An 18,587-nucleotide genomic window follows, 5' to 3' on the forward strand; every position below is an offset into this window, starting at 1 on the left:
CTTTGGCAGCTTTCTGATTCTCATTCGTCCTTACTTATGCAGCCTTCCAGGTTGAGCACAGACTCGACCGTATTTTTATATGCAGAAGACCGAGCGATGGCCCGACAATCGAGAAAGAAATCCAATTCCAAGCTGTGGTTCCTGGTCCACAGCTGGCTTGCCCTGCCGATCTGGTTCTTCGTCCTGATCGTCTGCTTCACCGGCATGCTCGCGGTGGTCAGCCAGGAGATCGTCTGGCTGGCCAACGCCGACGTGCGCGCCAGCAAGCCCGACAACGACAGCCAGCGCCTGAGCTACCAGCAGGTGCTTGACGCCATGCACAAGGCCGAACCGGACCTGGCAGTGCGTTTCTTCAGCCAGCCAGACGGTTCGCACTTCGCCCTGCAGGCCTCGGTGACCCGCGCCGACGGCACCAATGCGCTGCTCTACGTCAACCCGTACAGCGGGGCCATACAGGGGCAGCGTCCGGACTTCGACTTCGAGGCCTTCACCCGCGCCCTGCACGGCTGGTGGCTGGTGCCCTTCAGCAACGGCTACAGCTGGGGCTGGTACCTGGTGTCGCTGCTCGGGCTGCCGATGCTGGCCTCGCTGGTCACGGGGCTGGTGGTGTACAAGAAGTTCTGGCGCGGTTTCTTCAAGCCAGTACGTACCGGCCACGGCCCACGGATCTTCTGGGGCGACCTGCACCGCCTGGCCGGGGTGTGGTCGATCTGGTTCATCGCGGTCATTTCCATCACCGGCACCTGGTTCCTGATCCAGGCGATCCTCGGCGACAACCATGTGACAGTTTCCACCGAGCCGATCGTGCCGGTCATCGCCCGCGAGCAGGTACCGCAGACTGCCGACGGCAGCCCGGCGCCACGCATCGACCTGGACCAGGCGGCACGCATCGCCACCGAGAAAGTTCCCGGCCTGGACATCAGCTTCATCTCGCTGCCCGCCACCGCCTACAGCCACTACAGCATGGGCGGGCGAGGCTGGTATCCGCTGATGTTCCAGACCGCCGAGGTCAACCCCTACACGCGCAACGTCGACAGCCAGTTCCTGCTCGGCGACCGCTCGGCCCTCGAGTTCGTCACCGAATCCATGCGCCCGCTGCACACCGGTGATTTCGGTGGCCTGGCGATCAAGCTGATCTGGTTCTTCTTCGGCCTGGTACTGACCCTGATGGTGTTCAGCGGCCTGCTGATCTGGACCAAACGCACTACCCAGGCCACCCTCGCCGCCCTCAAGCGCAGCGAGCGTCCGGCACGCAAGCGCGCCGCGGCCAGCCCAACCACCCTGGAGGCCCAACCTTGAGCCAGACCGATACCCTGCCGCCCAGCGGCCTGAAGCAGCTGTGGCTGAAATGGCGCTTCCACCTGAACATCCTGCTGATCCTCGTGCCGCTGGGCTTCATGCCCAAGTACTTCGCCGACGCCAGCCTGTTCCGTGGCGACAGTGGCCTGGGTGCCAACATCGTCGAGGATATCCAGGTCGGACGCTGGACCCTCGACCTGGCCGAACTGCGCGACGAGGCGCCGCGCGCCGAGGGTCCGGCCGGCTACTTCAAGGCCTTCAACGCCGCCTGTGGCACCTGCAACGAAGGCGCCAAGGCCATCTACCTGCGGGTGGGCAAGCCGCGCAGCCTGCGCGCCGCCGGCACGATCTTCTTCGGCGCGCCGGCGCGCATGGGCACCTCGCTGCCGATCCCGCCACGCACCCGACCTGACGCCGACATCTGGATCACCATCGAAGGCTGGGACGGCAAGATGTACCAGGCCGCGGTGCCGCTGGCCAAGGCATCCCCCGCCACCGCGGCCTGGCTCGAGAAACAAGGAGGCAACAAATGAAACAGCTGATGCGCAGGCTCGCCCTGCCCCTCTTGGCCCTGGCCGCCACCCCGGCGCTGGCGCACAACCCGATGTGCGAGTGCACCGAGCACGGCGAGCAGATCACCTGCAAGGGCGGCTTCTCCGACGGCAGCGGCGCTCCCGGGGTGACCCTGGACGTGATCGGCTACGACGAGCAGGTGCTGGTGGCGAGCAAGCTCGGCGACGACTCGACCCTGACCTTCAAGCGCCCCGACGGTGAGTTCTACGTGCTGTTCGATGCCGGCCCCGGCCACGTGGTGGAAGTGGACCACGCCGACATCGGTGCGCCATGAGCCGCGCCCAGGTGGTGCGCCCGGCCGGCGCCGGGCACGAGACCCTCTACGTGCTGCTGGCCGCGCTGCTGATCGTGGTGCTGGCCGCCAGCGTGGTGGCCGCGCGCGGCGAGCGTGAGGATGAACAGGCCATCGCCGCCCACCAGCTCGACGCCCGCCGCGACCTCAATGCCGCCGAACAGGGCATCCACACCGACCTGTGGGTGGCCGTCGAGGAGATCCGCGCCCTGCGCGAGGACAACGGCACCGCCCCGGACGCCCAGGCCCTGGCCGAGGAGGGGCTGCCGCCGTTCGTCAACGACGCCAGCAGCCAGAGCCGCGGCAGCCACCAGTGGTCGCTGCTGGCCAACGGCGCTTACCTGGGCCGCAGTCAGGACACCCAGGTGGCCGGTAGCTTCCTGGTGATCCTGCCCGCCGCCAGCGACGCCCTGCCGGATGTCTGGCTGCGCCGCGACAGTACCGCCCTGCCCCCGGACGCGCTGGACAGCGATGCGCTGATCGCCGCCGGCTGGCAGCAGATCGTCACCCACTACGACGCCGGGGTCACCCGCCAACACCGTCACTAAGGACCTGCCCATGCTCCGCTTCGCCCGCCGCACCCTGGCGCTGCTCCTGGCCTGCGCCCTGCCCGCCGTGGCCCTCGCCGACAATGGCAAGCCGCTGCGCATCGGCATCACCCTGCACCCCTACTACAGCTACGTGAGCAACATCGTCGGCGACAAGGCCGAGGTGGTGCCGCTGATCCCGGCCGGCTTCAATCCCCACGCCTACGAGCCCCGCGCCGAGGACATCAAGCGCATCGGCAGCCTCGACGTGATCGTGCTCAACGGCGTCGGCCACGACGACTTCGCCGACCGCATGATCGCCGCCAGCGAAAAGCCCGACATCAAGACCATCGAGTCCAACGCCAACGTGCCGCTGCTGGCGGCCACCGGCATTGCCGCCCGCGGCGCCGGCAAGGTGGTCAACCCGCACACCTTCCTGTCGATCAGCGCCACCATCGCCCAGGTCAACAACATCGCCCGCGAACTGGGCAAGCTCGACCCGGACAACGCCAGGTTCTACACGCAGAACGCCCGGGCCTACGCCAAGCGCCTGCGTGCCCTGCGTGCCGAGGCGCTGGCCAAGGTCACCGAGGCACCGGACGCGACCTTCCGTGTCGCCACCATCCACGCCGCCTACGACTACCTGGTGCGCGACTTCGGCCTGGAAGTCACCGCCGTGGTGGAGCCGGCCCACGGCATCGAACCGAGCCCGGCACAGCTGAAGAAGACCATCGACCAGCTCAAGGCCCTGGATGTGAAGGTGATCTTCTCGGAGATGGACTTCCCCTCGGCCTACGTCGACACCATCCACCGCGAGTCCGGCGTGCGCATCTACCCGCTCACACACATCTCCTACGGCGAATACACCACCGAGAAGTACGAGGTGGAGATGAAGCGCAACCTCGACACGGTGGTCCAGGCCATCCAGGAGAACCGCACGTGACCGCCGCCGCCAACCTCACAACCGCCAGCGGGCCACGCATCGAGTTCGACGGCATCGACCTCACCCTCGGCCGCACGCGTATCCTCGAGAACGTGCGCTTCAGCGTCGCCCCCGGCAGCGTGCACGCCATCGTCGGCCCCAACGGTGGCGGCAAGAGCTCGCTGATCAAGACCCTGCTCGGGCAGATGCCGCACCAGGGCCAGCTGACCCTGCACTGGCCCGCTGAGCGTGAAGTGATCGGCTACGTGCCCCAGGCCCTGGAATTCGACCGCGGCCTGCCAATGACCGTGGACGATTTCATGGCCGCCATGTGCCAGCGCCGCCCGGCGTTCCTCGGCCTGTCCCGGCGCGTGCGTCCGGCGATCGACGCGGCGCTGGCGCGAGTGGGCATGCTCGACAAGCGCAAGCGGCGCATGGGCGCGCTGTCCGGTGGCGAGCGCCAGCGCGTGCTGCTGGCCCAGGGGCTGATCCCCGAGCCGCAGCTGCTGGTGCTGGACGAGCCGATGTCGGCCCTCGACGAGGCCGGCATCCAGGTGTTCGAGCAACTGCTGCACGGCTGGCGCCAGGCCGGCACCACCGTTCTGTGGATCGAGCACGACCTGGAAGCGGTGCTGCGCCTGGCCGACCGGGTCACCGGGCTGAGCCGCCAGGTGCTGTTCGACGCCCCGCCAGCCCAGGCCCTGACCCCCGAGCGCCTGCTTGGGCTGTTCTCCGTCCATCCGCGCAGCGAGAGCCTTGCCTGATGAGTTTCGAATCCTTCCGCCAGCTGGTCCAGGACTGGGCCACCGCTGGTTACCTGCCGGAGGCGCTGGCCTACGGTTTCGTGGTCAACGCCCTGCTGGCAGGCCTGATGATCGGCCCGGTGCTGGGCGGGCTGGGTACCCTGGTGGTGGTCAAGCGCTTCGCCTTCTTCTCCGAGGCGGTCGGCCATGCCGCGCTGACCGGCGTGGCCATCGGCATCCTGCTCGGCGAGCCCTACACCGGCCCGTACGGCAGCCTGTTCGGCTACTGCCTGCTGTTCGGCATCCTGCTCAACTTCCTGCGCAACCGCACCGGCTTGTCCCCGGATACGCTGATCGGCGTGTTCCTCTCGGTGTCGCTGGCCCTGGGCGCGAGCCTGTTGCTGATGCTGGCCGGCAAGATCAACGTGCACATCCTCGAGAACGTGCTGTTCGGTTCGGTGCTCACCGTCAGCGCCCACGACCTGCTGGTGCTGGGTATCGTCGCCGTGCTGGTGCTGGCCCTGGCCCTGCCGCTGTACAACCGCATCATGCTGGCTAGTTTCAACCCGCAGCTGGCGGCGGTGCGCGGGGTGGCGGTGAAGACCCTGGACTACCTGTTCGTGGTCCTGGTGACCCTGGTCACCGTGGCCTCGGTGAAGGTGATCGGCGCGATCCTGGTCGGCGCCCTGCTGGTGATCCCGGCGGCGGCGGCGCGGCTGGTCAGCCAGTCGCTCAAGGGCTTCTTCTTCGTCTCGGTGATCATCGCCACCCTGAGCACCCTGCTCGGCATCCTGCTGCCGATCGTCTTCGACCTGCCGGTGCCCTCGGGCGCGGCGATCATCCTGGTCGCCGGGATCTGCTTCGCCCTCGCCGCCCTGGCCCGCGCCCTCGTCCCCCGCCTGCAAGGAAACCCGGCATGACCCTGAAGAAACTGACCCTGGCCCTGACCCTGAGTGGCCTGCCGCTGCTGGCCAATGCTACTGAAGTGCTGACCACCCTGCCGGTGACCCACAGCCTGGCCAGCGTATTGCTCGACGGCACCTCGGTGCAGCTCAAGCGCGCCGCCCCGGCCAATCTGCCGGCCAGCCGCCAGCCGTCGTACTTCAGCGGCCGTGGCGGCGCCGGCCTGCACAAGGCGGCGTCGAAGGCCGACGCGGTGATCGGCGTGCGCTCGATCTGGCGTGACGACCCGCTCTATCCCACGGCCCGGCGCAGCAATATCCGCATCGTCGAGATCGACGCCGCGCGGCCGGTGGATGGCGCCCTGCCTGGTATCGCGGTCAAGGGTGATGAGGCGTTTACCGCCTACCCCTGGCTGAACCCGACCAACCTGGGGCGCATGGCCGATGTCGTCGCCAACGACCTGGAACGACTTGCGCCAGCCGACAAGGCGAAGATCCAGGGCAACCTGGCCGGCCTCAAGCGGCAGATGCTGGAGCTGACCGCCAACAGCCAGACACGCCTGGCCGAGGTCGACAACCTGACTGTGGTCAGCCTGTCCGAGCGCCTGGGCTACCTGGCCAGCGGGTTGAACCTGGATGTGGTCGAACAGCCACTGCCCGCCGACGACAAATGGGACGAGACGGCGCTCAAGGCGCTGGGCGAGCACCTCAAGGCGCAGGATGTGGCGCTGGTGCTGCATCATCGTCAGCCGGACGCAAAGGTGGCCGAGATGATCGCCGCTTCCGGGGCGAAGTTGCTGGTGCTGGACAGCGATCCGGACGACACCGTGACGGGGCTCAAGGCCAGTGTCGAGCAGGTGGTCAAGGCACTCGGCGACAGTTGAGCGCCTTTGCAGGAAATCGCGAAGGGAACAAATACCCTGTGGGAGCGGGTTTGAACTGGTCAAGTAATTTTGGACACCGGTTAAGGTTCATGCCGCTGCCTTGAGCTTTTCCTCCATGGCTACTGGCGTTTCATAGCCGTTGTAGCTGTGGAGGCGCTTGAGGTTGTAGCGCATCAGATAAGCCTGGATATCCACTCGTGCCTGCGCTTCGGTCTCGTAACCCTCTGCCGGCACCCATTCTGATTTCAATGCTCCGAAGAATCGCTCCATGGCAGCGTTATCCCAGCATTGGCCTCGATGGCTCATGCTCTGGTTCAAGTTGTACTCATCGAGCGCGGCTCTGAATTTATGGCTGGTGTACTGACAGCCCTGGTCTGAATGAAACATTACGCCCGCCGGCCTACCCCGCGATTCAGCGGCCATGCGCAGGGCGTTACAAGCTAAGTTGGCATCTGCAATCATCGAGAATGCCCAACCCACTACGCGACGGGCATAGAGGTCAATCACGGCGGCTAGGTACAGCCAGCGCCTGCCAACCTGGATATAGGTCACATCGCCACACCAAACCTCATTGATCGCCGAAACCTTGAAATTGCGCTTCAGCTGATTCTCGGCGATCAACGCTTCTGCCCCTGATGACCGATAGCGGTGCGGCCTGCGCTGTTTGCACTTCAGGCCAGCTTCACGCATTAGCGCACGCACCTTGTATCGTCCTATTTCATGGCCTTCGTGCCGCAATTCCTGCGCCAGGGTTCGCGAGCCAGAAGCACTTCGCGATGCGTTGAAGTGCTTGATTACCAGCAGGCGTAGCGCATCTCTTGCCGGGTTTTCACGTCCTTGCCGTTTACGCCACGCATAGAAACTGCTGCGCTTAACCCCAAGCACGCGGCAGCAGTCGACAACAGGGTATTGCTCACTCAGCTCGTTGATCAGCGAGAACGATCTTTGGAGTCCCGAAGCAGGAGAGCACTGGCCTTTTTTAGGATTTCGATATCCCGATCCTTTTGCCGAACCAGCGCTTCGAGTTCTTCAATTCGTTGCTGCTCGGGTGTGATCGCTTTGGCTCCAGCCGGAACCTTACCGGCTCTCTCTTCACGCACCTGATCAACCCAGCGGCGAAGCGCGGTAGGGCCCAGCCCAAGGGCGGCACAGACCTCAGGAACTGACTGCCCACCGTCCAGCACCATTTCGGCAGCTTGGACTTTGTATTCTCTTGAATAAGATTTACGCACTGATTTTGCCTCCAATTGGGCGCCATCATAGCGCCCGATGAAGGTGTCCAAAATCATTAGGCCAGTTCACCTTACCCGCGAAGAAAGCAACACGGTGCATGGCACCGGCTTCGCCGGTGTTCGCGGCTAAAGCCGCTCCCACAGGCCCCGACTAAATCAATGAGTCATGTTCAATACCATAGGACCACCTCAGCGTTTCATGCACCGCTGATACCGCTCATCCACCCTGCCGGCAAACCACGCCGTGGTCAGCTTGCGGGTGATCTTCGGGCTCTTCAGCTCGATCCCCGGCAAAACCGCACGTGGCAACGCCTTGCCCGCCTTCGCTTCGGCCAGGGCGAACACCCCGCGATACAGCGTGGTGTCCTCCAGTTCCAGGCCATTCTCCTTCTCCAGCTGAGCCCTGATCTGCGGATTGCGCAACCCTAGCTTCGTCCCCAGCTTGCGCGCCGCCTGCTCGGTGGTGCCGGGCAGTATGGCGCCGGGGGCGATCAGGTCGCCATCGAGCGCCAGCGCCACCCCGCTCGCCCGGCTCAAGGCCGCCTGGAACGCCGCATTGCGACTGGCGTACCAGCCCGCGTTGAAGTCGGCGAAGCGGTACAGTTGGCGTTCATAGTGGGTGGGGTAGCCGAGCAGGTGGGCGATGCCGAAGTACATCCCGCCACGGCGGCTGAACACCTCCTGGCGGATGCTGCCCGAGTGGTCGTAGGGATAGCCCTTGGCGTGCCGCTCGGCGAAGTCCACGCTGACCTGCATCGGCCCGCCGGTGCGCACCGGGTTCAACCCGCCCAGCAGCGAGCGCCCCAGCGGCAGGCCGCCGATCACCTCGTCGTACAGGGCACTGAGCTGCTTCTCGCTGCGCACGGCGAGCAGCCGTTGCTGGTAGGTCTTGCCGTTGGCCGAGGGCGTGCTCAGGGCGCTATCGACCAGCAGCCGGGGCACATGCAGGCGCGCCGCCCGGCGGTCGATCTCCTCCCGGGCGATGCGTCCCAGGTTTGGCACCTGCGGGTCGGCGTTGAAGGTGGATTCCTGCTCGGTCACCGCCAGCACCGCGCACAGGTTGCTCTTGCTCGGGCTGATGCCCTGGGCCTGGAACGCCACCTGGATATCCTCGGCCCAGCCCTGGCGGTCCTTGACCTGGGCCGGCAGCAGGCGCACGAGCTGGGCGCGAACCTTGGCCGGGTCGGCCTCGGCGGCTTCCTCACGTCGCCCGGCGCAACCCTGGAGCAGGCCCAGGGTCAGCAGCGCGGTGGTCAGCAGGCGGGCGTTCAGGGCTGTTCACCGACCAGGTAGGTCTTGCTGATCTGGCGGAACAGCGGGTGGCTGGAGCTGCCCAGCAACTCGAACAGCACCATCTCGCGGGTGACCACCTGCGCCCCGGCATCACGCATGCGCGCCAGGCCCGCAGCCTTGCTCTGTGGGGTGCGGCTGTCGCAGGCGTCCTCGACCACGAACACCTGCTTGCCCAGGGCGCGCAGGCCGAGAACGGTCTGCAGCACGCAGACGTGGGTCTCCATGCCGCAGACGATTACCTGTTCGCGTTCAAGCAGGCTGTTGGGCAGGCATTCGGCGGCTACGCAGGAGAAGTGCAGTTTTTCGACGATCTCGGCGGCTGGCGCTGCGGCCTTGAGGGCGGCCAGGGTGTGGCCCAGGCCCTTGGGGTACTGCTCGGAGATCACCGTGGGGAGTTTTAGTTCGGCGGTTGCCGCGAGGAGCCAGCGGGCGCGGGCTGCGGTGCCCTCGGGGTCGCTCATGGCGCCGATGAGTTTTTCCTGGATGTCGATGACCAGCAGCGTGGACTTGCGGGGATCGATCAGCATTGGTGGCCTCATGCTTTGAGTGGAAGGGGTAGCCTTACCCAGGCGGGGGGTGGCGTCAATCGGGGCTGGTGGTTTTAAAAGTGGAACCGGTGACTGCTGGCATCTCAATTAAATGCGCCTATAGTTTTAAGGTTTGTTTTTATCGTTGCATGCGCATTCATTGGCTTTGGTGACGCATCGTCACCTTTTCGCCTTTACGGCGACCTACTTTTGCTCTTGGGCAAAAGTAGGCAAAAACCGCTGGCTCCATTCATCCGGCCCCTGCGCTTCGCTCCGGGGTTCCCTCGCTCCGTTCTTGCTCCCGTGGGTACCGCGCTGTACGCCCCATCCTGGGGCGCAGCGCTCGACGGCCATCCATGGCCGTCGCCCCACTACGCAAGAACTCCGCTCGGCCTCCTGAAGTCGCAATTGGCGGCGCCTGAACTATTGCGCGCTTAGAAGCAAGAGCAAGAGCAAGAGCAAGAAATGCGAAATTATTTATTTGACAGTTAATTATGTATTGGCTGTTCCGGCCCTTTCGCGGGGCAAGCCCGCTCCTACAGGGCTCTATATAACGACGGCTATTGCGTGGGAGCGGGCTTGCCCCGCGATACGGTCGAGAGATCAGCTAAGCTTTCAACTAGCGACAGCTGCGCCAGTCCAGGCGCCGCCCGTAACTTCGCGACTTCAGGAGGCCGAACGGAGGTCTTGCGGAGGGAGGTGACGGGCATGGATGCCCGTCAAGCGCTGGGGCCCAGGATGGGCCCTGCAGCGCGGTCCTCCCGGGAGCAAGGCCGGAGTGAGGGAACCCGGAGCGAAGCGGAGGGCCGGATGAATGGAGCGAGGCGGCTTTGGTTACTTTGGCCAAGACCAAAGTAACCCGCCGTAAGGGCGGAAAGGTGAATAAGCGTCAACATCGCAAATGAATGCGCATACAGCTCTCTAAACAATCAACAATCAATAACCGCACCAAAGCCTCACCCAGAAACCACCGGCTCACACCGCACTTCAGTCTTCACCGAATTGGCAATAAAACACTCTTCATGCGCCAGATGATGCAACCGCTCCAGTTGCTCAAAATCAGGTCGCCGCTCCCCGGAAAACTCAACCAAAGGCCGCAAGGTGACCACGGTCATGGCCATCCGCCCAGCCCCATCAAGCGCCATTTCCCCCAGGGCATCATCAACATACCGCTCGACACAAAACCGCTGCTTGGCCGCCAACGACAGGAACCACAGCATATGGCAACTCGACAACGCCGCGACGAACGCCTCCTCCGGGTCCACCGCCGAGGCATCCGACATCGGCAAGGGCACCACATGGGGCGAGGACGAACCCGGCACCTCCACCCCACCATCAAAACGCCACAAATGCCGCCTGCTGTAGCGGTTACCGAGAAAATCCTGCCCGTCACGATTCCAGGTCACTTGTGCGGTGTACTGCGCCATCCGATACCTCCTTGATCAAATAAACACATTGTTCAGCGCTTGCGCGCACAGATGCCAAAGGCCATGTCGCCTATGTAGATGCCCCGGGACTGAAGCCGCTCGGCCTCCAGCCGCGCCTGTAGCGTATCGATCCCGACCTGCCTGGCCGTAGCCACGCCATGGCTGATGATCCGCGGCAGGCAGGCACGAATGATATCGGCCAGGGGATAGGCGCTGTCGGGCGTCTGCACCAGGCCTTCGGCCCGCAGGTCCTCGACCTCCAGCCCCGCCTCGCTGAACAGTCGATGCAGGTTGAAACCGATATGCAGATCAGCCCCCTCATGGGCCAGCATGCGTTGCAACCACTGCTGGGCCTTGCGATGCAACGCAAAGGGTTCCAGGCTGGCCGGGGTCAGGCTGCTGTCGTGTTCCTGAAAGACCATCAGCCCACCGGGCAACAGATGCCGGGCCAGCAGACGCAAAGCCTTGACCGGCTCCGCCTGGTACATCAGCACCCGCCGCCCGACGATGGCATCGAACAACCCCAGGGACTCGGGCAGTGCCTGCAGGTCAGCCTGGACGAACTCAGGTATCGCCGCGCCCTTGGGTGTCTCACGCAAACGTGCAAGCTCCAGGGCATCAGCCGCCTGGTCAACGCCAACCACCGCGCCATCGCCGTCCACCAGGCGAGCCAGCAGCCAGCTCACATCACCGCTGCCACACCCGACGTCAAGCACGCGCATGCCCGGGCCGATACCGGCCTCGACCAGCAGGCGCGTGGTGAAATCCGCTTTCGCAAGTGCCATGCCATGCTCCTTCGCAGGTGCGCCAGTGTGCAGAGCAAAGGACCTCGGATACAAGACTGGCCTATGCTGGTGTGGTGTTTCACAAATAACGACCATAACTCGCGACACTTTTTGCGCTCATGCGGCGTTGTCGCTCCTCGCCGTAGCTGGGCTACGACTCGTCGCGACGCCTTGCCTGAGCGCAAAAATCGCTCGCGATTTATTGGTCGTATTTGCAAAACATCACACCAGAACCACCCGCCCTTATCGGACCCGAGCATGCCCACCACCGATCCCCTGCTGGACAGCTGGCAGCACAACGCCCAGGCCTGGATCGAAGCCGTACGCTCCGGCACCATCGCCTCCCGCCGCGAGGTCACCGACCAGGCGATACTGCTGGCCGTGCTGGGCCGACAACCTGCGCGGGTGCTCGACCTGGGTTGCGGCGAGGGCTGGTTGCTGCGGGCCCTGGCGGCACGGGGCATCGACGCGGTCGGCGTGGATGGCGATGCGACGCTGGTCGCCGCCGCGCACTCGGCGGGCTCGCCCCAAGTACACCTGGCCAGCTACCAGCAGCTGGCCGAAGGTGCGGTGGACATCGGCCATGGCTATGACCTGGTGTGCGCCAACTTCGCCCTGCTGCAACAGGACATCATCCCCCTGCTCTGCGCCATGCGGACCTTGCTGCTGCCCGGCGGCACGCTGCTGATCCAGACCCTGCACCCGTGGACGGCGGCTGCCGGCCACTACCAGGACGGCTGGCGCGAGGAATCGTTTGCCGGATTCACCGGTGACTGGCGCCCCATGCCCTGGTACTTCCGCACCCTGGGCAGTTGGCTGAAGGCGCTGGAGCTGGCCGGGTTCGGCCTGCTGGCGTTGCAGGAACCACAGCATCCGCAGAGCCAGGTACCACAATCCCTGCTGCTGGCGGCACAGAGGCTGGACTGACGCCCCTGCGGCCACTCGTCGCAGCCTTTTCCTACTTGGCAAATCCTGCACAGGCCTTAAAATCCCGCCTCCTTTTCGCCCGTCGCCCCAGCCGGTGGCAACCGCCCGCAAAGACAGCGTCCGTGCCTCATCACATCGCGCATGTGCCACAGGCTCAACCGCCCCCGCCCGACCTGCCTGCATCAGGTCCGCGGTTGAATCTTGCCAAGGTCGCAGCCCGCCCAGGCCGTACTGCACGCCGCCACGACCCGGCCCGTGCAGCCGAAAAGGTGCATCTGAGCTCTTTTCAACCTTGAGGTAACTATGTCTGTGCGTTTGCTGGCGATGGCGCTGGCACCCCTGCTCGGCCTGTTCATCATTGCCCTGGGCAATGGCGTGCTGTCTTCCCTGACCACCCTGCGCCTGGGCGCCGCCGGCGAATCGGCGACCACCATCGGCGTGGTGTCCTCGGCCTACTTCATCGGCCTGACCCTGGGGGCGATCTTCAACGACCGCCTGATCCTGCGCATCGGCCATATCCGCGCCTACAGCAGCTTCGCTGCGCTGATCGGCGCGACCATCCTGCTGCAGGGCCTGTTCTACGACACCACCTGGTGGTTCGCCCTGCGCCTGATCAACGGCTGGGCCGCGGTCGGGGTGTTCCTGGTGATCGAGAGCTGGCTGCTGCTGGCCGGCGACGCCAAGATCCGCGGACGCCTGCTGGCGCTGTACATGATTGCCTTCTACGGCGCCGGGGTGATCGCCCAGGCCGGCCTGGGCGAGGTCACCGGCTGGGGCGACACCGCGCCGTTCATGGTCGCCGGCATGCTCGCCACACTGTCGGTGCTGCCGATCGTGATCCTGCCACGGGTGTCGCCGCTGCTGGATCAGGTCGAGCCGCTCAAGCCACGGCAGTTGCTGGGCGTGGCGCCGACCGGGCTGGTCGGCTGCTTCGGCTCGGGGGTCGCCATCGCCGGCATCTACGCCCTGCTGCCGCTGTACCTGCAGCGCATCGGCCTGGATGTAGGCAAGGTCGGCGACATGATGGCCTGGGTGATCCTTGGCGCCATGCTGCTGCAGTACCCGGTCGGGCGCTGGTCGGACCGCAAGGACCGCCAGGACGTGCTGATCGCCCTGGCCGCCCTGTGCACCGTGCTGTCGGTGCTGATCGTGCTGCTGCCGGCCGACACCGTGCTGCTGCCGGCGCTGCTGTTCCTGCTCGGCGGCGGCGTGTTCGCCCTGTATCCGGTGGCCGTCAGCAGCGCCGCCGACCGCGCCCCGGCCGATGCGCTGGTGCCGATGATCCAGGGGCTGCTGCTGATCAACTCGCTGGGCTCGGCCATGGCGCCGCTGGCCATTTCGCCAATGATGACCGCTTACGGCGAGGCTGGACTGTTCTGGGCCTTCGCGGTGATCAACCTGACCATGGTCGGCTTCTTCCTCTGGCGCCGCGGCAAGCGCCCGGCACCGGAGCACCCGGCGCCATTCGCGCCGACCGCGACCTTCTCGCCGACCGGCGCGGAACTGCGGGTGACCGAGGACCTGATGCACGCGGCCCAGGAGCACCCGACGCTGGAGGCAATGGACGCCACGCACGGCCAGCAGTCGCCGCGTCCCGACGCCCACTGAAAGCCCGCGCCAAGGACCGCCCGTCGCTTGACGGGCACCTTGGCGCCACCGTGGCAGCCCAACGATGACAGGTCATTCGACAGGAGATTCATCATGGTCAATCCACGCCCCCTCGCATTGATGCTGGCGCTGCTGCTCGGTGGCGGCGCCACCCTCAGCCTTGCCGCGACCGACATGAACGATGGCAACGGTCACAGCGGACAGGCCACGGACCAAGGCAAGACCGCCGGTGAAGACGGCAGCATCAACAACCCCGGTGGCAGCAAGGACAACGACAGCAGTGACACCGGCAGCGATTCCGATGCTGCCGACGGCGCTGCCGGAGGCTCCAACAGCACAGGTGAAGCCACAGGCTCCGGGGCCGGGGCGTCAGGTGGCAGTGCCGAGGATCAGGACAGCCGTTGACAAGGTGATGATAATTGGCGTCCGACTTGGATTTGCCGGGGCTGCTTTGCAGCCCTTTCGCGGCACAAGGCCGCTCCTACAGGCGACCGCATGATCCTGTAGGAGCGGCCTTGTGCCGCGAAAGGGTCGCAAAGCGACCCCAGCAATCCTGAGTTGGAGCGGTCATATGCAAAAATTGCAAAAACCTTGAAAGGACTTGCCCCGCGATATGCGTCAACGCCAGTAGCGAGGCTCATCCACCACCCGCTGGTGCTCGGCAAACAGCAACGGCAACTGCTCCTTGAGAAAGTCCAGCCAGGTACGCACCTTGGCATCCAGGTAATGCCGCGACGGATAGATCGCATAGATCTCGCGCTGGCGCAGCCGGTGCGGCGCCAGCAGCCGGCACAGGCGCCCCTCCTGCATGGCCTGGCTCGCCGAGTAGTACGGCAGCAGCCCCACGCCCATGCCCAGTTCGGTGGCCTTGAGCATGGCGTCGGCGACGTTGGTGAGGAAGGTGTCCTGGGGCACGATCACACAGCTGTCGGGCTGGCCCTCGAACGACCAGTCCTCCTCGAACAGCGGGTCGACCGTGCGCAGGCAGATGTGCTCATGCAAATCCTCAGGCCGCTCAGGTACGCCGTGGCGGGCCAGGTACTCCGGGGAGGCACATAGGATGCTGTGGATGCTGCCCAGCGGGATGGCGATCAGTTGCGAGTCCGGCAGGCCCTGGCCGATGGTGATCACCACATCGTGCCCCTCGGCCAGCGGGTCGGGGTTGCGCTGCGACAGGGTCAGTTCCATCACCACTTCCGGGCAGGTGGCGTTGTAGCGTGCCACCAGCGGCATCATCAGCAACCCCAGGCCATGGGTGCAATGGAAACGCAGGTGGCCGCGAGGCGTGAGGTGGGCGCCACGGGCCTCGTCCACCGCCTCCTCGGTGAGCAGCATGATCTGCCGGGTGCGCTCGAGAAACCGCTCCCCCGCCTCGCTCATGCGCAGGCGCCGGGTGGTGCGGTGCAGCAGGCGGGTCTGCAACTGGTTCTCCAGCTCCGCGACGATCCGCGACACCTGCGCCGCAGAGATATCCAGGGCCTGGGCCGCCGCGGCGAAGCTGCCGCACTCCACTACCCGGGCGAAGGTTCGCATCGCATGCAGCATGTCCATGGGCAGGCAGCCTCATTCATACATGAAAGGCAGCAATCTATCACGGGATAGCCCATTTATTGTGAAACACAAATGAATGGATCATTAGCCATCCGCAACAAATGAGGAGCCTGTCATGAAACGTTCGATCGCCCTGCTCGCCCTGAGCGCCACCCTCGCCTCGTTCGGCGCACTGGCCGACACCACCGCCAGCACCTACGAATACGGCATGCCGCTGGACATCGCCAAGGTCATCTCGATCACCCCGGCCAGCAATGACGCCGACTGCCAGGTGGGCACCGCGCACATGGTCTACGTCGACCACCAGGGCCAGACCCGTGAAGTCGACTACCGCCAGATGGGCAACTGCTCGCAGCTGTAAGCCCTGGGAAAAATACCAGCCATCTTGCTGAAAGTGCATTTGCCCGCCCGCGACACCGCCGCATGATCTGCCGGGACAACAACAAGAACGTCCCGGACCATGAATACGATAGAAACCTCCACGGCCACGTCCGTGCGCGCCTGCGACGCCACCCATGCCCGCATCACCTGGCGGCTGATGCCGCTGCTGCTGGTGTGCTACCTGTTCGCCCATCTGGACCGCATCAACATCGGCTTCGCCAAGATGCAGATGAGCGCCGACCTGGGCTTTTCCGACACGGTCTACGGCCTGGGCGCCGGCCTGTTCTTCATCGCCTACGCGCTGTTCGGCGTGCCCAGCAACCTGGCCCTGGAACGGGTCGGGCCGCGGCGCTGGATCGCCACCCTGATGGTGGTCTGGGGGCTGCTGTCCACCGGCATGATGTGGTTGCAGGACGCCGCCGGCTTCTATGTCCTGCGGTTTCTGCTGGGGGTGGCCGAAGCGGGTTTCTTCCCCGGCATCCTCGTGGTGCTCAACCGCTGGTATCCGGCACGGCGTCGTGCCCAGATCACCGCGCTGTTCGCCATTGCCGTGCCTTTGGCCGGCGTGGTCGGCGGGCCGTTGTCCGGCGGCATCCTCCAGGCCTTCCACGACCAGGGCGGCCTGCGCGGCTGGCAATGGATGTTCCTGATCGAGGGCCTGCCGGTGGTGCTGCTCGGGCTGGTGGTGCTCAAGTGCCTGCCAGACAGCTTCGAGCAGGTGGCCTGGCTCGATGCCGGGCAAAAGCATGCGTTGCGCGAGGAAATGGCCGGTGAGGAGCGGCACAAACCCATCAGCTCGCTGGCCGGTCTGCTCGGCAACGCGCAGGTCTGGCTGCTGGTGGCGGTGTATTGCGCGGTGATGCTGGCGGTCAACACCCTGGCCTTCTGGATGCCCAGCCTGATCCATGGCGCCGGTATCGGCAGCGACGGCCAGGTCGGCCTGCTCAGCGCCATCCCCTATCTGGCCGGATGCCTGTTCATGCTCGGTTGCGGGCGCTCCTCGGACCGCCAGCGCGAACGCCGCTGGCACCTGTGCGTGCCGCTGCTGATGGCCGCCGCCGGCATCGCCCTGGCCGGGTCGGCGCCGGGCAATGCCTTGCTGGTGATGACCGGGCTGGTGATCGCCGGCATGGGCGCCAGCGCCGCGCTGCCGATGTTCTGGCAACTGCCGCCGGCATTCCTGGCCGGTGGCACCCAGGCCGCCGGCATCGCCATGATCAGCTCGTTCGGCAGCATCGCCTCGTTCGCCGCGCCCTACCTGATCGGCTGGATGCGCGACAGCACCGCCAACCCGGGCTTGGCCCTGCAGGTGCTGGCCGTGGCCATCGTGCTCGGTGGCGTGCTGGTGCTGAAGGTGCCCGCCAGCGTGGTCAACCCGAAATGAATGGGCTCAGGCCAGCAGCTCGCGGATCCAACCGGCCTGGCGGGTGATGTCGCGCACTTTGTCCTCGGGTACCGGCTGGCGCGCCCGGGCGAAGTTGTCCAGGCTCTGCTGCTTCTGGCGCAGCATGCGCTGCCACTTGAACAGAAAAGCCGGGCTGCGCGCCTGCATCAGCAGCGGGCCGAAGTACAGCTGCTCAGCCGTATAGGCGACCGCCTCGGCACGTTCGGCGACGATGATTTCGTAGTCGAAGCGGTTTTCCCGCAGCACTTCCTCGTCGACGATCCGGTAGCCGTTGCCCATCAGCCACTGGCGCAACGCGGGCTCGCCGCCGTTGGGTTGCAGGACCAGGCGCTCATGACCACCCAGGTACTGCTTGCCGGCTTCGAGAATGTCGCGGATGGTCTCGCCGCCCATGCCACAGATACTGATCGCGGTAATCCCATCACCCGGCTCGATGGCCGCCAGGCCACTGGCGTGCCGCACCGTGATGCAATCATCCAGGCCATTTTCGCGCACGGTACGCCGTGCAGCCTCGTAGGGCGTGAGCGCCACCTCGCCGGCCACCGCCGCGACAATCGCACCGCGGCGCACCAGCGCCACTGGCAGGTAGCCATGGTCCGAGCCGATATCGGCCAGACGCGCCCCGGCCGGCACATGGGCGGCCACGCGCTCCAGCCGCATGGACAATGTGTGTTCGTTCAACGCAAGCCTCTTCTGACAACCTGGGCCCGGCGCCTGTGGCCGGGTCGGGGCGCGATTCTGACCGCCCGCGCCGCGCATTTCAAATGCCCGCGACCAGCCGCCACGCCTCGACCTGCTTGACCCGCTCGCGTAGGCTTGGCGGTTTCCTTCCGTTGCAAGGCGAAACCCCATGGCAAACACCGACATCATCTACACCCCCGACCCGGACGCCGACTCGATCTCCTCGGACGTTGCCGAGTACAACGGCATCCTGGTCAGCACCCAGATCCCCGTGCAGGCCGACGGCAGCCTCGAACTGGGCGATATCACCACCCAGTGCGAATGCACCCTGCAGGCGCTCAAGATCGCCCTGGAACGCGCCGGCAGCTCGATGGACCGGGTGCTGCACCTGACCATCTACCTGACCGACATGGCCGACCGCGCCGCCTTCAACGAGGTGTACCAGCGGTTCTTCAAGAAGCCATGGCCGGTGCGCGCGGCGGTGGGCGTGGCTTCGCTGGCATTCGAAGGGATGCGCGTGGAAGTGACGGCGATGGCGGCGAAAGGCTGAGTGCTTGCTCAAGGGCCGCACGTGATGCGGCCCCGTGGAAGTTGACGGGCCAAAAAGTCGGTTAGCTGTTTAAACTTC

22 protein-coding genes are annotated in these 18,587 nt (G+C 65.4%); 14 read left to right on the top strand and 8 right to left on the bottom strand.

The annotated features are described in order from the left end of the window. Window positions 1–96 precede the first annotated feature (96 nt). The 8 genes from PRtIB026_RS18085 to PRtIB026_RS18120 are packed head-to-tail and all read left to right on the top strand — an operon-like array spanning window position 97 to window position 6,142. Complete coding sequence (locus PRtIB026_RS18085) at window positions 97–1,299, top strand: PepSY-associated TM helix domain-containing protein (RefSeq protein WP_203652426.1); 1,203 nt, start codon at window positions 97–99, stop codon at window positions 1,297–1,299. After that, window positions 1,296–1,832, top strand: coding sequence for a thiamine pyrophosphate-binding protein (locus tag PRtIB026_RS18090; protein ID WP_203652425.1), 537 nt, complete (start codon window positions 1,296–1,298; stop codon window positions 1,830–1,832). Before PRtIB026_RS18085 ends, PRtIB026_RS18090 begins: the two co-directional genes overlap by 4 nt. Further along, window positions 1,829–2,146, top strand: a complete 318-nt coding sequence (locus PRtIB026_RS18095; protein WP_028692195.1) for a hypothetical protein — start codon at window positions 1,829–1,831, stop codon at window positions 2,144–2,146. The genes PRtIB026_RS18090 and PRtIB026_RS18095 overlap by 4 nt, the downstream gene beginning before the upstream one ends. Continuing rightward, window positions 2,143–2,712, top strand: a complete 570-nt coding sequence (locus tag PRtIB026_RS18100; protein ID WP_203652424.1) for a DUF6162 family protein — start codon at window positions 2,143–2,145, stop codon at window positions 2,710–2,712. The genes PRtIB026_RS18095 and PRtIB026_RS18100 overlap by 4 nt, the downstream gene beginning before the upstream one ends. A gap of 10 nt (window positions 2,713–2,722) precedes the next feature. After that, window positions 2,723–3,634, top strand: a complete 912-nt coding sequence (locus tag PRtIB026_RS18105; protein WP_203652423.1) for a metal ABC transporter substrate-binding protein — start codon at window positions 2,723–2,725, stop codon at window positions 3,632–3,634. Continuing rightward, window positions 3,631–4,377 carry a metal ABC transporter ATP-binding protein gene (locus PRtIB026_RS18110; protein WP_203652422.1) on the top strand — a complete coding sequence of 249 codons (747 nt, stop codon included), beginning with the start codon at window positions 3,631–3,633 and terminating at the stop codon, window positions 4,375–4,377. The genes PRtIB026_RS18105 and PRtIB026_RS18110 overlap by 4 nt, the downstream gene beginning before the upstream one ends. Further along, the gene (locus tag PRtIB026_RS18115; RefSeq protein ID WP_028692191.1) at window positions 4,377–5,276 is read left to right on the top strand and encodes a metal ABC transporter permease; all 900 of its coding nucleotides are present in this window, start codon (window positions 4,377–4,379) and stop codon (window positions 5,274–5,276) included. The genes PRtIB026_RS18110 and PRtIB026_RS18115 overlap by 1 nt, the downstream gene beginning before the upstream one ends. Beyond that, window positions 5,273–6,142 (top strand): metal ABC transporter solute-binding protein, Zn/Mn family, encoded by an 870-nt coding sequence (locus tag PRtIB026_RS18120; protein ID WP_203652421.1) that lies wholly within the window; start codon window positions 5,273–5,275, stop codon window positions 6,140–6,142. Before PRtIB026_RS18115 ends, PRtIB026_RS18120 begins: the two co-directional genes overlap by 4 nt. A gap of 87 nt (window positions 6,143–6,229) precedes the next feature. On the opposite strand, the gene PRtIB026_RS18125 is transcribed toward PRtIB026_RS18120, so the two are convergent. From PRtIB026_RS18125 to PRtIB026_RS18150, 6 genes are all read right to left on the bottom strand, one after another. Continuing rightward, complete coding sequence (locus PRtIB026_RS18125) at window positions 6,230–7,075, bottom strand: IS3 family transposase (RefSeq protein ID WP_324256565.1); 846 nt, start codon at window positions 7,073–7,075, stop codon at window positions 6,230–6,232. Then, window positions 7,072–7,431 carry a transposase gene (locus PRtIB026_RS18130; RefSeq protein ID WP_075043813.1) on the bottom strand — a complete coding sequence of 120 codons (360 nt, stop codon included), beginning with the start codon at window positions 7,429–7,431 and terminating at the stop codon, window positions 7,072–7,074. Before PRtIB026_RS18130 ends, PRtIB026_RS18125 begins: the two co-directional genes overlap by 4 nt. Window positions 7,432–7,563: 132 nt before the next feature. Further along, window positions 7,564–8,646, bottom strand: coding sequence for a DUF1615 domain-containing protein (locus PRtIB026_RS18135; RefSeq protein ID WP_324256566.1), 1,083 nt, complete (start codon window positions 8,644–8,646; stop codon window positions 7,564–7,566). Continuing rightward, complete coding sequence (locus tag PRtIB026_RS18140; RefSeq protein WP_203652420.1) at window positions 8,643–9,194, bottom strand: hydrolase; 552 nt, start codon at window positions 9,192–9,194, stop codon at window positions 8,643–8,645. Before PRtIB026_RS18140 ends, PRtIB026_RS18135 begins: the two co-directional genes overlap by 4 nt. A 956-nt stretch (window positions 9,195–10,150) precedes the next feature. Continuing rightward, on the bottom strand, window positions 10,151–10,621 hold the full coding sequence (locus tag PRtIB026_RS18145; RefSeq protein WP_203652419.1) for an OsmC family protein: 471 nt from the start codon (window positions 10,619–10,621) through the stop codon (window positions 10,151–10,153). Window positions 10,622–10,653: 32 nt separating this feature from the next. Then, the gene (locus PRtIB026_RS18150) at window positions 10,654–11,406 is read right to left on the bottom strand and encodes a methyltransferase domain-containing protein (RefSeq protein ID WP_203652418.1); all 753 of its coding nucleotides are present in this window, start codon (window positions 11,404–11,406) and stop codon (window positions 10,654–10,656) included. A 258-nt stretch (window positions 11,407–11,664) separates the two neighbouring features. Here PRtIB026_RS18150 and PRtIB026_RS18155 point away from each other — a divergent pair, with 258 nt between their 5' ends. The 3 genes from PRtIB026_RS18155 to PRtIB026_RS18165 all read left to right on the top strand — a co-directional run bounded on the left by PRtIB026_RS18155 (window position 11,665) and on the right by PRtIB026_RS18165 (window position 14,346). Next, window positions 11,665–12,333 carry a class I SAM-dependent methyltransferase gene (locus PRtIB026_RS18155; RefSeq protein WP_203652417.1) on the top strand — a complete coding sequence of 223 codons (669 nt, stop codon included), beginning with the start codon at window positions 11,665–11,667 and terminating at the stop codon, window positions 12,331–12,333. A 303-nt stretch (window positions 12,334–12,636) separates the two neighbouring features. After that, window positions 12,637–13,941 carry an MFS transporter gene (locus PRtIB026_RS18160; protein WP_203652416.1) on the top strand — a complete coding sequence of 435 codons (1,305 nt, stop codon included), beginning with the start codon at window positions 12,637–12,639 and terminating at the stop codon, window positions 13,939–13,941. 93 nt (window positions 13,942–14,034) lie between these two features. Beyond that, window positions 14,035–14,346, top strand: a complete 312-nt coding sequence (locus PRtIB026_RS18165) for a hypothetical protein (protein ID WP_203652415.1) — start codon at window positions 14,035–14,037, stop codon at window positions 14,344–14,346. A 213-nt stretch (window positions 14,347–14,559) separates the two neighbouring features. Here the strand turns inward: PRtIB026_RS18165 and PRtIB026_RS18170 are convergent, their stop codons facing one another. Further along, complete coding sequence (locus PRtIB026_RS18170; protein WP_203652414.1) at window positions 14,560–15,492, bottom strand: LysR family transcriptional regulator; 933 nt, start codon at window positions 15,490–15,492, stop codon at window positions 14,560–14,562. A gap of 115 nt (window positions 15,493–15,607) precedes the next feature. Between PRtIB026_RS18170 and PRtIB026_RS18175 the strand changes: the two genes are divergently transcribed. Beyond that, on the top strand, window positions 15,608–15,853 hold the full coding sequence (locus PRtIB026_RS18175) for a DUF2790 domain-containing protein (RefSeq protein ID WP_110738166.1): 246 nt from the start codon (window positions 15,608–15,610) through the stop codon (window positions 15,851–15,853). 99 nt (window positions 15,854–15,952) lie between these two features. After that, window positions 15,953–17,257 (top strand): MFS transporter, encoded by a 1,305-nt coding sequence (locus PRtIB026_RS18180; protein WP_203652413.1) that lies wholly within the window; start codon window positions 15,953–15,955, stop codon window positions 17,255–17,257. Between the two features lie 6 nt (window positions 17,258–17,263). On the opposite strand, the gene PRtIB026_RS18185 is transcribed toward PRtIB026_RS18180, so the two are convergent. Continuing rightward, the gene (locus PRtIB026_RS18185; RefSeq protein WP_324256551.1) at window positions 17,264–17,959 is read right to left on the bottom strand and encodes a tRNA (adenine(22)-N(1))-methyltransferase; all 696 of its coding nucleotides are present in this window, start codon (window positions 17,957–17,959) and stop codon (window positions 17,264–17,266) included. Window positions 17,960–18,128: 169 nt separating this feature from the next. Between PRtIB026_RS18185 and PRtIB026_RS18190 the strand changes: the two genes are divergently transcribed. Continuing rightward, window positions 18,129–18,509 carry a RidA family protein gene (locus PRtIB026_RS18190; protein ID WP_203652411.1) on the top strand — a complete coding sequence of 127 codons (381 nt, stop codon included), beginning with the start codon at window positions 18,129–18,131 and terminating at the stop codon, window positions 18,507–18,509. Window positions 18,510–18,587 lie beyond the last annotated feature (78 nt).

This window comes from Pseudomonas sp. RtIB026 (assembly GCF_016861355.2).
Classification (GTDB): Bacteria; Pseudomonadota; Gammaproteobacteria; order Pseudomonadales; family Pseudomonadaceae; genus Aquipseudomonas; species Aquipseudomonas peradeniyensis.